The following is a 14,429-nucleotide window of genomic DNA, read 5'->3' as shown; positions in this document are numbered from 1 at the left end:
CTGAATGCGTTGCGCGCAAGCTAGCGCCTGGGCTGGACCAACCGCAACCGTCATACGGTTGTTGCATGAATCGGGGCATAGGCACGCGAAAGCAAAGGGTAAAATCGCGATGTCAGACCCAGAGCCCCGCACTTTCCGCGCCCTGTTCATTTCCGACGTGCATCTCGGCTCGAAGGCGGCCAAGGCCGATTTCCTGATCGACTTCCTGCGCTATCACGACGCCGAGATCATCTATCTGGTCGGCGATATCGTCGACGGCTGGCGGCTGCGGCGCAGCTGGCATTGGCCGCAAAGCCACAACGACGTGGTGCAGAAACTGCTGCGCAAGGCGCGCAAGGGCGCCTCGATCACCTATATCGCCGGCAACCACGACGAATTCGCTCGCCAGTTCCAGGGCGTGCATTTCGGTGGCATCGTCGTCGCCGACCGCGCCATCCACGAAACCGCCGACGGACGGCGGCTGCTGGTCATCCACGGCGACCAGTTCGACACGGTGGTGCACAACCAGCGCTGGCTCGCCTATCTCGGCGACTATGCCTATGACACGGCGATGCTGATCAACCGGGTGGTGACCAAGCTGCGCCATTTGCTCGGCCTGCCTTACTGGTCGTTCTCGTCCTGGGCCAAGGTCAAGGTGAAGAAGGCGGTGAATTTCATCGGCTCGTTCCAGACCGTGCTTTCCGAGGAGGCGCGGCGCTCACATGTCGACGGCGTGATCTGCGGCCATATCCACCATGCCGCCATCGAGAATTATGGCGAGGTGCAGTACATCAACACCGGCGACTGGGTGGAGAGCTGCACGGCGGTGGTCGAGCATTTCGACGGCCGCATGGAGATCCTGACCTGGGCGCATGTGCTGCCCGAATCTTCGGCCGACGCTGACGTGCTGGTGCCGGTCGACATCATCGACCTCAAGGGCAGGGCGGCACAGGCAGCCTGAACGCGCCTGCCCCGTCAGACTGGCCAATTCGGCCTCCTTGGCCCGACTTTCATCGACATCGTGGAATCACGGGCGAGCTACGCCGCCGTCTTCAACAGCTTTGCCGCCGATCGATTGGTCCAGACGGTTTCGCCGCGCCTTGCCGCATGTTAGGGATCGGGGCGCGTTGCAGGTGCTGGAATGCAGCGTAATTGGATCGATTCATGTCGCTGCCGCCCCTGTCGCCCGAGCAACTCGTCAAGCCCAGCCATTTCGAACTGCGCATGAGCCTGATCTTTGCGACCTTGTTCGTGTCGCTGGGCACGCATCTGCCCTATTTTCCGCTTTGGCTGCAGGCGAAAGGCTTTCATGCCGAACAGATCGCCGTCATCCTGGCGGCGCCGATGTTCCTGCGCGTGGTGACGACACCGATGCTGACCGCGCTTGCCGACCGGGCAAAAGACCGCGCTACCGTCTATATCGCGCTGCTCGCGGCATCGATGGTGATCTCAGCCGGCTATTTCCTGCCTGTCACCTATGCGATCGTGCTGGCGGTGTCGCTGCTTCTCACCATTGTCTGGACGCCGCATTCGCCGATGGCCGATTCGCTGGCGCTGTCTGGCGTGCGCCGCTTCGGTTCGAATTACACGGCGATGCGCAAATGGGGCTCGATCTCATATCTCTGCGCCAATGTCGTGGGCGGGTTGATCCTGGCGGCCACCGGCCCGCAGGCGGTTCCGGTGATCATCTTCGTGGCGCTTGGCGCGGCTCTTGCCGCTGGGCTGTGGGCGCCGCGCATGGGGCGGCCGCGCAAAGCCTCACCGCTGTCGGCCGCCGAAATCCAGCACAAGGCGCCCAGCCTGTTCAACGCCTATTTCCTCTATTTCACGCTCGGCGTCGGCATCATCACCGCCAGTCACGCCTACCTCTACGGCTTCGTGTCGATCTACTGGAAGTCGATCGGCATCGGCGATTCCGTCGTGGGCCTGTTGTGGGCCTGGGGCGTGGTATCCGAAGTCTGCATGTTCCTGTTCTTCAACCGTATTTTCGCTTCCGTCTCGGTCACGAGGGTGATGGTGATCGCCAGCATCGGGTCCATCGTGCGCTGGATCGCCTTTCCGCTGGTCTGGCCGCTCGGGCTGGGTGTCGCCGGCTTCTTCCTCGTGCAGTCGCTGCACTCGGTCTCCGTCGCCATGGTGCTGATCGGCCTGCAGAAGATGATCGGCGAGACGGTTTCCGAGGAGCGGACCGGCGCTGCGCAAGGCATTGCCTATTTCTTCAACGGCTTCTTCATGGCGGCGGTGACGCTTGCTTCCGGTCCGCTCTATGAGCGTCTTGGCGTCGACGGTTTCTGGGCGATGATCCCGATCGCCATCATCGGGATGGCGCTGATCGGGCTCGCTTCGCGTTCAGCCCCACAGCGTCCTGTCCGGGGGTGAAACGAGCGATCCCTGGTAGACGAGGCCGGGCTCGCGATCGCGCGCGAGCAGCAGCGGACCGTCGAGATCGACGAAATCGGCGCCTTGGGCCAGCAGCACCGCGGGAGCCATGGCGAGCGAGGTGCCGACCATGCAGCCCACCATGATGCCGAAGCCCAGCTCGCGGGCGCGGTCGCGCAATTTCAACGCTTCGGTCAAGCCGCCCGATTTGTCGAGCTTGATGTTGACGGCGTCGTAGAGGCCGACCAGGGCATCGAGGTCCTTTGCCGCATGCACGCTTTCGTCGGCGCAGATCGGCACCGGATGTGGGATCTGCCTCAGGATGGCGTCCTTGCCCGCCGGCAGCGGCTGCTCGATCAGCGTAATGCCGTGCTCGGCAGCAAAGGCGAGGTTGGCTTCGATGTTGTCTGCGGCCCAGCCTTCATTGGCGTCGAGGATGAAGCGGCTGTTTGGAGCGGCTTGCGTCACGGCTCGGATCCTCGCCATGTCGTTGTCGCCGCCGATCTTGACCTTGAGCAGAGGCCGCATGGCGTTGGCGCGCGCCTGCGCCGCCATGGCTTCCGGTTCGGCGAGCGAGAGCGTATAGGCGGTTTCCAGCGGCCTGGCCGGAAGCGCGCCGATCGCCACCGCGACGGGCGTGCCGGTCAGCTTGGCTTCCAGGTCCCAAAGCGCGCAGTCGATGGCGTTGCGCGCGGCGCCCGCCGGCATCGCCGCAAGCAAAGCGGTCCGGTCGATGCCGGCAACGATCGGACCGTGCATGGCCTCGATGGCCGCGCGCACCCCCTCCATGGTCTCGCCATAGCGCTTGTAGGGCACGCACTCGCCACGTCCGGAACGTCCTTCTTCAGCGATCGTTACGGTGATGACTTCGGCCTCGGTTTTCGAGCCGCGCGAGATGGTGAAGGTGCCGGCGATCGGGAATCGCTCCATTTCGACCGAAATGCCACGCGCCATAATTTTCTTCTCCGGCTGTGCGACACCGGTCTGCCGGCAAATCGACACGCCTGTCCCATCACGCTAAACAGGACGCCATGTTGACCATCCGCAAACGCGACGCAAGCAGCGAGGCCGCCCAGAACGGCGAGCACCGGCCACGCGTCTCCGTGGGCGACGAAGGCGGCGTGCTGGGCTGCGCCTTTTCCGGCGTGTGGACGACGCGCACCGTGGCGCTGGTCGATGCCGACATGCGCAAGATCGAGCGCAGAGGCGGCGCAAAGCAGCTCATGCTCGACCTTTCCCACATCGAAAAGATGGACACGGCCGGCGCCTGGCTGATCGACCGGCTGGCCAGCGCCTTCGAGAAGAAGGGCGTCGAGGTTCATATGCAGGGGCAGAGCGAGATCGCCTCGATTCTGCTCGGCGCTGTCGGCGCCGCGGTCCGCCGCGAGCCCGAATCGGGTCCGCCCGGGCCGCCCAACATTATCCTGCGCGCGCTGGAGTTGGTTGGCCGGCGGGTCTATGAGATGCGCGACGACTTCTTCGCCTCGATGAACATCCTCGGCGCCACGATCCGTGGCGCGCAGATGAAGCTCGGCCGTGGCCATGCGGTCAACCTGGCCGCGATCTTCAACCAGATCGACCGCATGGGCGTCGGCGCGATCCCGGTGGTAGTGCTGATGTCGGCCATCGTCGGCGCCATCGTCGCCCAGCAAGGCGCCTACCAGCTCAGCTATTTCGGCGCCAACATCTTCGTCGTCGACCTCGTCGGCGTGCTGATCCTGCGCGAGCTCGGCGTGCTGATGACGGCGATCATGCTCGCCGGACGTTCGGGGAGCGCCATCACCGCCGAGATCGGCTCGATGAAAATGCGCGAGGAGGTCGACGCGCTGAAGGTGATCGGCCTCAATCCGATCGGCGTGCTGGTCTTTCCAAGGCTTGTCGCGCTGGTGATCGGGCTGCCATGCCTCACCATCATCGCCAATTTCGCAGCACTTGGCGGCGGCATCGTCGCCGCCTGGCTCTATTCCGATATCCCGCCGGCCGCGTTCATCGACCGGCTGCGCGTCGCCATCGATCTCAGCACCATCTTTGCGGGGCTGATCAAGGCGCCCTTCATGGCCCTGATCATCGGCATCATCGCGTCGGTCGAAGGCATGAAGGTCGGCGGCAGCGCCGAATCGCTCGGCCTGCATGTCACCGCTTCGGTGGTGAAGTCGATCTTCGTCGTCATCATCCTCGACGGGCTTTTCGCCATGTTCTACGCGGCGATCGGGTTCTGAGATGGCGAACGGCAACGGCGCGACGGCAGGGCAGGATCCACACGACGACGAGATCGTGCTTTCGGTGCGCGACGTCACCGTCGCCATCGGGGACAAGCTGATCCTCGACAAGCTCTCGCTCGACATCAAGCGCGGAGAAATCCTCGGTTTCGTCGGCGCTTCGGGCGCCGGCAAATCGGTGCTGCTGCGCACCATATTGGGGCTGATGCCGAAGCAATCGGGGACGATCAGCCTGTTCGGCGTCGATGTCGACAAGGCGAGCGACGCCGATCGCCTGCGCATCGATATGCGGCTCGGTGTGCTTTTCCAGCATGGCGCGCTGTTTTCGGCGCTGACGGTGCTGGAGAACGTGCAGGTGCCGATGCGCGAATATCTCGATCTGCCCAAGGCGCTGATGGACGAACTCGCCATCCTCAAGATCGAGCTGGTCGGGCTGCCGCCCGACGCCGCGCAGAAGTTCCCTTCAGAGCTTTCCGGCGGCATGATCAAGCGTGCGGCATTGGCGCGCGCCCTGGCGCTCGATCCCGACATCGTCTTTCTCGACGAGCCGACTTCGGGGCTCGATCCGATCAGCGCCGCCGAGTTCGACGAGCTGGTCGTCAAGCTGCGCGATACGATGGATCTGACCGTCTATATGGTCACGCACGACCTCGACACGCTGTTCACCGCCTGCGACCACGTGGCGGTGCTTGGTAAGAAGAAGGTGCTGGTCGAAGGAACGATCGACGACATGCTGAAAAGCGACGAGCCGTGGGTGAAATCCTATTTCCGCGGAAAACGCGCCCGGCAACTTGATCTTGCGGCGCGCGCATAGCCATAAGTGGGGCGATGGAAACAAGAGCCAACTACGTAATTGTCGGCATCTTCACGCTGGGCGCGATCCTGGCTGCCTTTGCTTTCGTCTATTGGACCGCCGCGATCGGCGACAAGGGCGAAACGGCGATGCTGCGCGTGCGCATCCCGGGCTCGGCTTCCGGCCTAAGCCGCGGCAGCCTGGTCCTGTTCAACGGCGTCCGGGTGGGCGACGTGAAGAACGTCTATATCGACGGCGACGATCCGACGGTGGCTATTGCCGATACCGAAGTCGCGCGCTGGACGCCGATCACCAAATCGACCCAGGCCGATCTCGGACTTACCGGCCTCAGCGGCCAGGCCAATATCGAGCTCAAGGGCGCCGACCCGAAGGAAGCCAGGCTGCTCGACGAGGCGGAGAAGGAAGGCAAGGTCGCCGAGATCGTCGCCAATCCGTCCGCGGTCACCAACCTCCTGCAGACGGCGCAGAACATCTTCACGCGCGCCGACAAGGTGCTCAGCGAGCTCGAAGGCTTCACCAAGGACGTTCGCGGTCCGCTGACGCAGACGGTCAAGAACGTCGAGACCTTCTCCGACGCGCTGGCCAAGAATTCCGACGGCATCGACAAGTTCCTGACGGCGGTAAGCTCGCTTTCGGACCAGCTGAAGAATGTCTCGGGCCGGCTCGACAGCACGCTGAAGGCGGCCGAAGGCCTGCTCAACTCCGTCGACAAGGACCAGATCAAGAGCATCGTGGCCAATGTCGACACGGTGACAGCGAACCTGAAAGAGACCTCGAAGCAGTTCGATACCGTCATCGACAACGTCAACACGGCGGTGGGCTCGATCAACGATTTCGCCAAGCAGACGCAAGGCACGCTGGCCAAGGTCGACGGCGTGCTCGACGGCATCGATCCGGCCGATGTCAAGGCCGCTTTGGCCAACATCCAGAAGGCTAGTGCCAGCGCCGACAAAGCCGCCTCGGACATCGCCAAAGTCACCGACAAGATCGCCAACCGTTCCGACGACATAGACCAGACCATCAAGGACGCCCGCCAGCTGGCGCAGCGACTCAACGACGCGTCGGTGCGCGTCGACGGCATCCTGGCCAAGGTCGACAAGCTCCTCGGCTCCGGCGAGGCCGACGGCGTGATGGCCGATGCCAGGGAGACGCTGAAATCCTTCAAGCAGGTAGCCGATACGCTGAATGCCCGGCTCGGCACCATCACAGACAATCTGGCGCGCTTCTCCGGCCAGGGCCTCAACAATGTCGAGGCGCTGGTGCAGGACAGCCGCCGCTCGATCAACCGCATCGAGGAAGCGGTGACCGATCTCAGCCGCAATCCGCAGCGCATCCTGTCTGGCGGCGATGGCGAGGTCCGGCAGTTCGACGGAAGGGCACGGCGTTGACTTCGGCCGCCGCGACCGCCAAGAAAATGAACCGCGAATGCGGGTTGATCGGGGACAACGGGGATCACGCGTGAAGTCGGTCAGGGTGGTAGCGGGTAGTTTGAGATCATCCGCGGCGGTGCTGCTGGTGCTTGCGGTTGCCGGTTGCGCGGCCTTGGGCGGCAAGCCGGCGCCGCTCGACACGTTCGAGCTATCCGCGCCGTCGGTCGACGCGCATGTGCACAGCCGCCGCCAGATCCTGATCGCCCAGCCGTCGGCGCTCAAAGCGCTCGACAGCCAGAACATCGTCATCAGGCCCTCGGACCAGTCGATCCAGTTCCTGAAGGGCGCGCAATGGGCGGACCGGCTGCCGTTGATCGTGCAGGCGAGGCTGGCCGAGACCTTCCAGCGCTCGGGCAGCTTCGCCGGCGTCGGCAAGCCGGGCGAGGGGCTTGCGATCGACTACCAGATCATCGTCGAGGTGCGCTCCTTCGAGGTGCGCGTCAATGGCGGCGAGCATGCCGATGTCGACCTGTTCGTGCGCATCCTGAACGACCGCAACGGCGAGGTGCGCGCCTCGAAGAGCTTCACCGCGAGCGCGCCGGTCTCCGGCAGCGGCAATGCCGCCTATGTTGGTGCGTTGGACAACGCCTTCGGTCAGGTGGCCAAGGACATCGTCCGCTGGACGGATTCAACGATCTGATAGTCTGGCGATCAGGCGCCTGTGGTTCGGCGATCGCTGGTCAGGGTTCCTGCCATGGCACCAAGTCGTATCGTCTGCCGCCGCTACGGAAGAAGTGCGCCATCGCCTCGTAGCATTGCTCGATCGGGATACACCACGAGAGCGGGTATTCGTCGACTTGACCATTCGCGAGCGTGTAGGTGCACGTCGCGTTCACGTGTTGGGTGCCTTGCGTCACCGAACCACGATCGCCCTCGAAGCGCAAATACATCAGCCACGCATTGCGGCCATGTCGCAGCATAGAGATGGATTGGCCGCTTAAGGCCGAGATAAACAGTTCAAACTGCTGCACCTCGAAGCGACCCAGGGCCGAAGCAAAATCTTCCAAGGCTTCGTATGATTGAGCGACGCCGTTGAATGTGACTCTCATCGCGTCAGCCAGCCGCTACATCTTAACACCAACCAGAAACTGGCAATCAGCCCAGGGTGCCACGTCAGCATGCGGGAAGACACGAATGTCTCCCGCATGCGGGTCAGGCTCAGTGCAGGCGGCCGCTGGCGTGGGCCAGCATGGTGTAGACCTTGCCGGTGTCGGACGTCAGGTAGGTCTGCGCCATGATGTTGTCGCGGTCGTTGCGCGAGACATCCTTGAGCAGCTTCTCGAAATCCTCGCAGTAGCGATCGACCGCGGCGCGGAATTCCGCCTCGGCCTGGTACTTGCGGCGGATCTCGTCGAAGGTCTGCTGGCCCTTCAGCGTGTAGAGGCGACGCGTGAACACGTCGCGCTCGCCGCGCCGGTAGCGGTTCCAGAGCTCGATCGAAGCGTCGTGGTCGATGGCCCGCGCAATGTCGACCGAGAGCGAGTTGAGCGACTCCATGACATGCAGCGGCGAGCGCTGGGCAGGCGTCGCGCGCGGCGCTTCCACCGGCGCCGACGGCCTCAGTTCTTCCTCACGCGAGGCGTTGGTCAGCAGGTCGCGCACCCAGCCGCCCTGCGCAGGCTTGCCGTTCGGGTCGCGGCGTGGCGCTTCGGCGGGACGTTCCAGATCGAGCGTGCCGCGCAGCGTGGTTTCGGCAAGCGGCGCCTGCGGAGCGCGAGGCACCGGTTGCGGCTGCGGCTGAGGTTGCGGGGCCGGCGGGCGGCGCAGCGGCGGTTCGGCGGCACGGGCCAGCGCCTGCTGCGGAGCAGGGCGCAGGCTCTGCTCGCTCGAGCCGCTGCGACCGGATTTCGCAACGATATCCGACAGTTCCTTGAGCGCATTGATCTGCTCGGAGACGGCGCGGCGGATGGCCGAGGTCGATTCCTTGGCCTCGACCGGCATCTCGATGACGCCCTTCTTCAGTTCGGCGCGGGTCAGGTCGAGCTCGCTCTTGATCGAACCCGCCGTGCGGCGCATCTCCTCGGTCGCGTCGGCAAAGCGGCGCGTCGCCGAATCCACGACCTCGGCGATCGCGGTGCGGATCTTTTCAGCCGATTCCATCGTCCGGCCTTCCGCGGTCTGCATCGTCTGGCCGACGAGGCTCTCGAAGGAACGCATCACCTTCTCGAGGTCTTCCGATTTCTTGACCAGGCCGACGGCGAGGTCTTCCAGCGAGGATTGGCGCTCCAGCGTGTGCTCGAGATTGCTCTGCGCTGAGCTGAGCAAATTCGAGGCACTGGAGAGCAACCGGCTGTGCTCGTCGAACTTCGTCGCGATCGAGGCCACCTCGCGCAGCGTCGCCGACGACAGGTCGGTGAGCCGCGTCGTGTTGGAATCGACCAAACGCGCCGAGCTGGCGAAGGTCTGGGCGGCCTTCTCCGTGGTGGAGGCGAAGCTCTGGGTGCTGCCGGTAAGCCTGTCCTCGACCTGGCCGAGGTTGACGGCGGCCTGCTCGATGAGCTGACCGAGCTGCGCGCTGGAGGTCGTCATGCGGCCGATGAGGTCGGCCACGCTGTCGGCCAGCGAGGAACGCGCGCCCTCGACGGCGGAAAGCGTCTCGGCGGTGCGGCTGGCAAGCGCGTTGACGAGGTTGGTGTTTTCGCTGCGCAGCTTCTCGGTCGCCCGTTCGGTAACCGCTTCCATGCTGCGCTGCAGCTCCGAACCGCCCTGGGCGAAGCGCTCGACCAGCGGCTTGGCCGTCTCGTCGAGGATCTTCGCCATTTCTGCCGAGCGCGCCGCAAGCATTGTGTTGAGCTCGCGGGTATTGGCGCCAATCGTCCGCGCCGCTTCGTTGGTGCTCTGGCCGATATGCTGGCCGACCGCCGTGAAGGTCTCGGCGATGACATTGGCGCGCGAGATGAGCTGCGCCTCGGCGCTGGAGACTTGCTCGTTGAGCTTCTGGCCCATCGTGTCGGCGGTGTAGGCGAGGCGGTTTTCGACGCTCGCGACCTGATCCTCGACGCGGGCGGCGGCGGCGGCGGCGCTTGCCGCAAGCCGCTCGTCGGCGCCGGCCAGCGCCTGCTCGATCTCGCGAGCATGCACGGCGAGCTCCTGGCCGGTCTGGCGGGCGCGGTCGGCGACGCGCTGCTCGGTAGCGGCGAAGGCGCCGACGATCGTGTCGGCATGCTCGCCGATGGTCGAGCTGGTCGAAGCGATGCGCGACACCAGGCGGTTGTCGGCGTCGTCGAAGATGCGGCCGATTTCGCCTGCCCGGGCGGAAAGTGCTTCCGAACCTTCGGCAATCCGCGCGATGAGCTGCTGGTCGGCGCCGTCGAAGATACGGCCGAGATCGGAGGCACGGGCGGCCAGCGCTTCGGCCGATTCTGTGATGCGCATCGACAGCCGCTCGTCCGCGCCCTCGAAGTTGCGCAGGATGTCGCCGGCGCGCGAGGCTAGCGACTGGGCGGTCTCCACGGCGCGGGCAACCAGCTTCTGGTCGGCCGCGTCGAAGGTGTTGGCGATCTCGCCGGCGCGCGTGGCCAGCTTGTCGGCGGTTTCCTCGGCGCGGGCCATGAGCGAGTTCGACGCGTCGTCGGCGCGCGCCATCAGCATGTTGGACGTATCCTGGGCACGCTCGTGCAGGCGGCGGTCCGCCGCCTCGAAGGCCTGGGCGATGTCCTCGGCCCTGGCAAGCAGCGCGGCGGACGTCTGCTCGGCGCGCTCGGCGATCTTGCGATCGGCGTCGCTGAAGGCAGCGCCGGCCTGCTCATGCAAGGTGCTGGTGATTTCCATGACCCTGTCGCGCAACGCCCCCGCGACGAAGACGGCGGTCTTTTCCAGCACGCCGCGGACATTGTCGACACCTGTCGACAGCGCACGCTCCATGGTGCCGGCGCGCTCCTCGATGACACCGGTCTGCCGGCTGAAGGCCTGCTCGATCTTCTCGACGTCGGCGGCGATGGCCGCCGAAATGTCGCTGCTCCTCGCGGCGATCTGGTCGATATGGCCGGAGACCGAACGGTCGACGTCCTTGCGCGCATCTGCGAGCTTGACGAGATCGTCCTCCAGGGCGCGAGCCAGCATGTTGCGGCCCTCGGACAGCTTGCCGACATGGCCGGCGATGACGCCGTCGATCTCGGAGCGGCTCTCCGTCAGCTTCTGCAGGTCCGCTTCGAGGGCGCGCCGGAGGATATCGCGGCCTTCGGCGAGCTTTTCGACCTGGCCCGCGACGAGCCCGTCGATGCCGGACCGGCTTTCGGCGAGCTTGGCCAGGTCGGCCTCCAGGGCACGCGTGAGCACGTCGCGGCCTTCGGCGAGCTTCTCGACCTGGCCGGCGACGAGCCCGTCAATGCCCGCGCGGCTTTCGGCCAGCTTGGCGATGTCCGCTTCAAGAGCGCGCGTGAGGATGTCACGGCCCTCCGAAAGCTTCTCGACCTGGCCGGCGACAAGGCCATCGATCGAGGCGCGGCTTTCGGCGAGCTTCGCAAGGTCGGCTTCCAGCGCGCGCCTGAGGATGTCGCGGCCCTCGGCGAGCTTTTCGACCTGGCCGGCAACCAGCCCGTCGATGCTGGAACGGCTTTCGGCGAGCTTGGCGAGGTCGTCTTCGAGCGCCTTGGAGAGTGTGGCGCGGTTCTGCGACAGCTGGTCGGCATGGGTCTGCATGAGGCCGCTGGCATTGGCCATATCGGCATCGAGCGCACGCGAAAGGTCGGCGCGGTGGCCGGTGATCTTCTGCGAATGATCGACGATCGCGCCCTGGATGGTGTTGAGGTCGGCTTCCAGCGCACGCTTCAGGATGTCGCGGCCTTCGGCGAGCTTCTCAACCTGACCGGCGACCAGCCCGTCGATGCTGGAACGGCTTTCGGCGAGCTTGGCGAGATCGTCTTCGAGCGACTTGGACAGCACCGAACGGTCCTGAACGAGCCGGCTCTGATGCTCGGCAACGGCGCCGCTGACATTCTGAAGGTCATCCTCAAGAGCTCTCGAGAGCGCCGAGCGGTCCTGCGCCAGCTTGTTCTGATGATCGGCAACGGCACCACTGACCGCCTGCAGGTCGGCGTCCAGAGCCTTCGACAGCTGGGCGCGATCCTCCAGCACCCTGTCCGAGTGTCCCGCAATGGCACCCCTGACGGTGTTGAGATCGGCTTCCAGGGCGCGCTTGAGAATATCGCGGCCTTCGGCGAGCTTCTCGACCTGACCGGCGACGAGGCCGTCGATCGAGGCGCGGCTTTCGGCCAGCTTGTTAAGATCGGCCTCCAGCGTCTGCGACAGCAGGCTGCGGTCGTCGGCGAGCCTGCCGGCATGGCTGTCGATCAGGCTGCGGATGCCGCCCAGATCGCTTTCGAGCGCGCGGCTGAGTTCGCCACGGTCCTCCGCGAGCTTGGTCGAGTGGGTCTCGATCAGGTTCCTGATGCCGATGATGTCGGTTTCGAGCGCCTTGGCGAGCACGGCACGGCCTTCGGCGATCTTCTCGACCTGACCGGCGACGAGGCCGTCGACCGCAGTGCGGCTGTTGGCAAGCTTGCCGAGATCGGCTTCCAGGGCGCGCGCCAGAATGTTGCGGCCCTCGGCCAGCTTGCCGACATGGCCGGCGACCATTTCATCAATCATCGTACGGGCTTGGACGAGCCTGCCGGAGTCTTCGTTCAAGGCCTGGGACAGTCGATTGCGGCCGTCCTCGAGCTGCTCCAGATGGCTGCCCAGCGACGCATCGATGGCGGCCCGCGACTCGTTCACCTTGCGCAGGTCTTCTTCCAGCGCGCGCGAGATCAGGCCGCGGCCTTCCGCCAGCTTCTGCACCTGGTTGGTGACGGCGGCATCGATTTCAGCGCGGCCTTCGGCGAATTTCGCCAGGTCCGCCTGCATGGCGGCGGCCATGCGCTCGCGGCTGTCGGAAAGCGCGCGGCTGTGGCTCTCGACGGCTTCCTCGATGCCGACACGGGCATTGGCGAGCCGCTGGATGTCGGAATCGAAGGAGCGCGACACGACATGCCGGGCCGCTTCCATGCGCCCGGCGAAGTCGGTGGCGCGGGCTTCGAGCATGGAGGAGGTCGATGAGATGATGTCGGCCATATCGGCGCCGATCTGGGTCTTGCCCTGATCGATCATCGCCGACAGCGTGTCCTTGCTCTCCGCGAAGGCGTGCGCGATTTCCTTCGCGCGCTCCACCATCGTCTCGTTGATCTGGCGGGCACGCGCCTCGAGAGCGGCGTTGAGCTTCTGCGTGCCGGTGTCGAGCGCCTCGGCGCGGGTCTGGAATTCGCTGATGAGGGCCTGGCCGCGTTCGGCCAGCGTGCGTTCGATGCCGCTCAGGCTCGCCTCGAATTCGGAGTTCAGCGTGCGCGCAGCGCCGCCGAGCAGCGAGACCATGCCATTCGTGCGATCGTCGAGCAGGTCGGTCAGCGAGCGGGTAAGGCCGTCCGTGGTGTCGGTCAGCTTGGCGATACGGGTGTCGAGCAGGCTGGCAAAAGCCTCGCCGGAGGTCGAAAGCCGGTCGGTGATGTTGTCCAGGCGCGATTCTACGGAATCGAAGATCGACGTCGAGCTTTCATTGATGCGATCGATCAGCGTGTCGCCGGAATTGTTGATCGTCATCGACAGCTTGGTCGACGCGTTGAGGATGGAGTCCCGGATGATGTCGCTGGCCGCGCCGATCTCGTCGCGCAGCGTCTCGTGGGCGCTGGCGATAGAGGCGCGCACGCGCTCGGCATGCGTGACGACCGCTTCGCGCTCGCTGCCGAGGCCGTCGACCAGCGAGCGGATGCGGGCCTCGTTTTCGGAATAGGAACGTTCGATCTGGTTGACTTCGCCATGCACGAGCGTTTCGAGCTCGACCGCGCGGGCCAGGGTGCGCTCGATGCCTTCACCCATCGCCGCCACTTCGCGGCGAACCGCCTGGCCGATCATCATGACGCGGTCCTGGGCGAGGTTTTCGGGCTCCGCCAGGCGGAAGGCGACCTCGGTCATCGATTGCGCGGCGATGCGCATTTCCTGCGCGCGCCGGATCATGGCGGCGAAAGCCCAGAACAGGATGACCGGGATGATCGCGGCAACCGCCAGGCCGATCAGCTCGGGACGGGCGAAGAACTGGTCGACGGTGCGGATCTTCCAGATGCCCGAACCGAACAACAGGTTGGCCAGGCCGCCGGCGCCGGCAATCCAGGCCAGCGAGATGAAGGCGATCACCCAATAGACGGTGCTCGATGCACGGCGGTTGAGGCCGTGCAGCAGCGTCTTGTAATCCTTCTGGCGATCGTCATTGGCGGGCGTGAAGCCCGCGGGAGGCGTGAAGCCAGCCGGCTGCGCATTGCGCGGCTCGACAGGACGCAATTCGGCAGGCTTGGCCGCGGGCGCTTTGGCGGGCTGGGCGGCGGCGGGCTGGGAGGCGTTTGCCGGCTCCGTCCTCTGGCTGCGGCCTTCGCGCGCCAGCTCGTCGGCCGCCGCCGAGATCTGCGCTTCGAGGTCCTCCATCGACGCCGCCATGTCGAGGCCGCCGTCGTCGCCACTAAGGTCAAGGTCGAGCGCCTTTTCCAGTTCCGCGGCCACGTCGCTGTCGAGAGACTTCGTCGTCGTTGGTTTCTTAGCCATGCCTTCGCTACCCTGTACTAGCTGCCGCGGGACTTATGATTG

The 14,429-nt window shown here is 65.3% G+C and carries 9 protein-coding genes; 6 read left to right on the top strand and 3 right to left on the bottom strand.

Translation table 11 applies throughout. The features are described 5' to 3' along the window. The first annotated feature begins 109 nt into the window (after positions 1–109). Entirely contained in the window at positions 110–940 is an 831-nt protein-coding gene (locus DPM33_RS16400; protein WP_112098494.1) for a UDP-2,3-diacylglucosamine diphosphatase, read from the top strand. Between the two features lie 203 nt (positions 941–1,143). Then, complete coding sequence (locus DPM33_RS16395; protein ID WP_112098493.1) at positions 1,144–2,358, top strand: MFS transporter; 1,215 nt, start codon at positions 1,144–1,146, stop codon at positions 2,356–2,358. Here DPM33_RS16395 and dgcA read toward each other — a convergent pair. Continuing rightward, positions 2,329–3,312, bottom strand: a complete 984-nt coding sequence (gene dgcA / locus DPM33_RS16390; protein WP_112098492.1) for an N-acetyl-D-Glu racemase DgcA — start codon at positions 3,310–3,312, stop codon at positions 2,329–2,331. The genes DPM33_RS16395 and dgcA overlap by 30 nt on opposite strands. A gap of 77 nt (positions 3,313–3,389) precedes the next feature. On the opposite strand from dgcA, the gene DPM33_RS16385 reads away from it, so the two are divergent. The 4 genes from DPM33_RS16385 to DPM33_RS16370 all read left to right on the top strand — a co-directional run bounded on the left by DPM33_RS16385 (position 3,390) and on the right by DPM33_RS16370 (position 7,461). Further along, a complete protein-coding gene (locus DPM33_RS16385) occupies positions 3,390–4,577 on the top strand; it encodes an MlaE family ABC transporter permease (RefSeq protein ID WP_112098491.1) in 1,188 nt (395 codons plus the stop codon). Position 4,578: 1 nt separating this feature from the next. Then, positions 4,579–5,391, top strand: coding sequence for an ABC transporter ATP-binding protein (locus tag DPM33_RS16380; RefSeq protein ID WP_112098490.1), 813 nt, complete (start codon positions 4,579–4,581; stop codon positions 5,389–5,391). 14 nt (positions 5,392–5,405) lie between these two features. Next, complete coding sequence (locus DPM33_RS16375; protein WP_112098489.1) at positions 5,406–6,779, top strand: MlaD family protein; 1,374 nt, start codon at positions 5,406–5,408, stop codon at positions 6,777–6,779. A gap of 70 nt (positions 6,780–6,849) precedes the next feature. Further along, the gene (locus DPM33_RS16370) at positions 6,850–7,461 is read left to right on the top strand and encodes an ABC-type transport auxiliary lipoprotein family protein (RefSeq protein ID WP_425373521.1); all 612 of its coding nucleotides are present in this window, start codon (positions 6,850–6,852) and stop codon (positions 7,459–7,461) included. A 40-nt stretch (positions 7,462–7,501) separates the two neighbouring features. Here the strand turns inward: DPM33_RS16370 and DPM33_RS16365 are convergent, their stop codons facing one another. Continuing rightward, complete coding sequence (locus DPM33_RS16365; protein WP_112098487.1) at positions 7,502–7,870, bottom strand: Imm1 family immunity protein; 369 nt, start codon at positions 7,868–7,870, stop codon at positions 7,502–7,504. A gap of 109 nt (positions 7,871–7,979) precedes the next feature. After that, the gene (locus DPM33_RS16360) at positions 7,980–14,387 is read right to left on the bottom strand and encodes a kinesin (RefSeq protein WP_112098486.1); all 6,408 of its coding nucleotides are present in this window, start codon (positions 14,385–14,387) and stop codon (positions 7,980–7,982) included. Positions 14,388–14,429: the final 42 nt, after the last annotated feature.

This window comes from Mesorhizobium hawassense (assembly GCF_003289945.1).
GTDB lineage: Bacteria > Pseudomonadota > Alphaproteobacteria > Rhizobiales > Rhizobiaceae > Mesorhizobium > Mesorhizobium hawassense.
The sequence above is the reverse complement of the archived record's forward strand: the minus strand, read 5'-3'. Positions and strand labels throughout refer to the sequence as shown.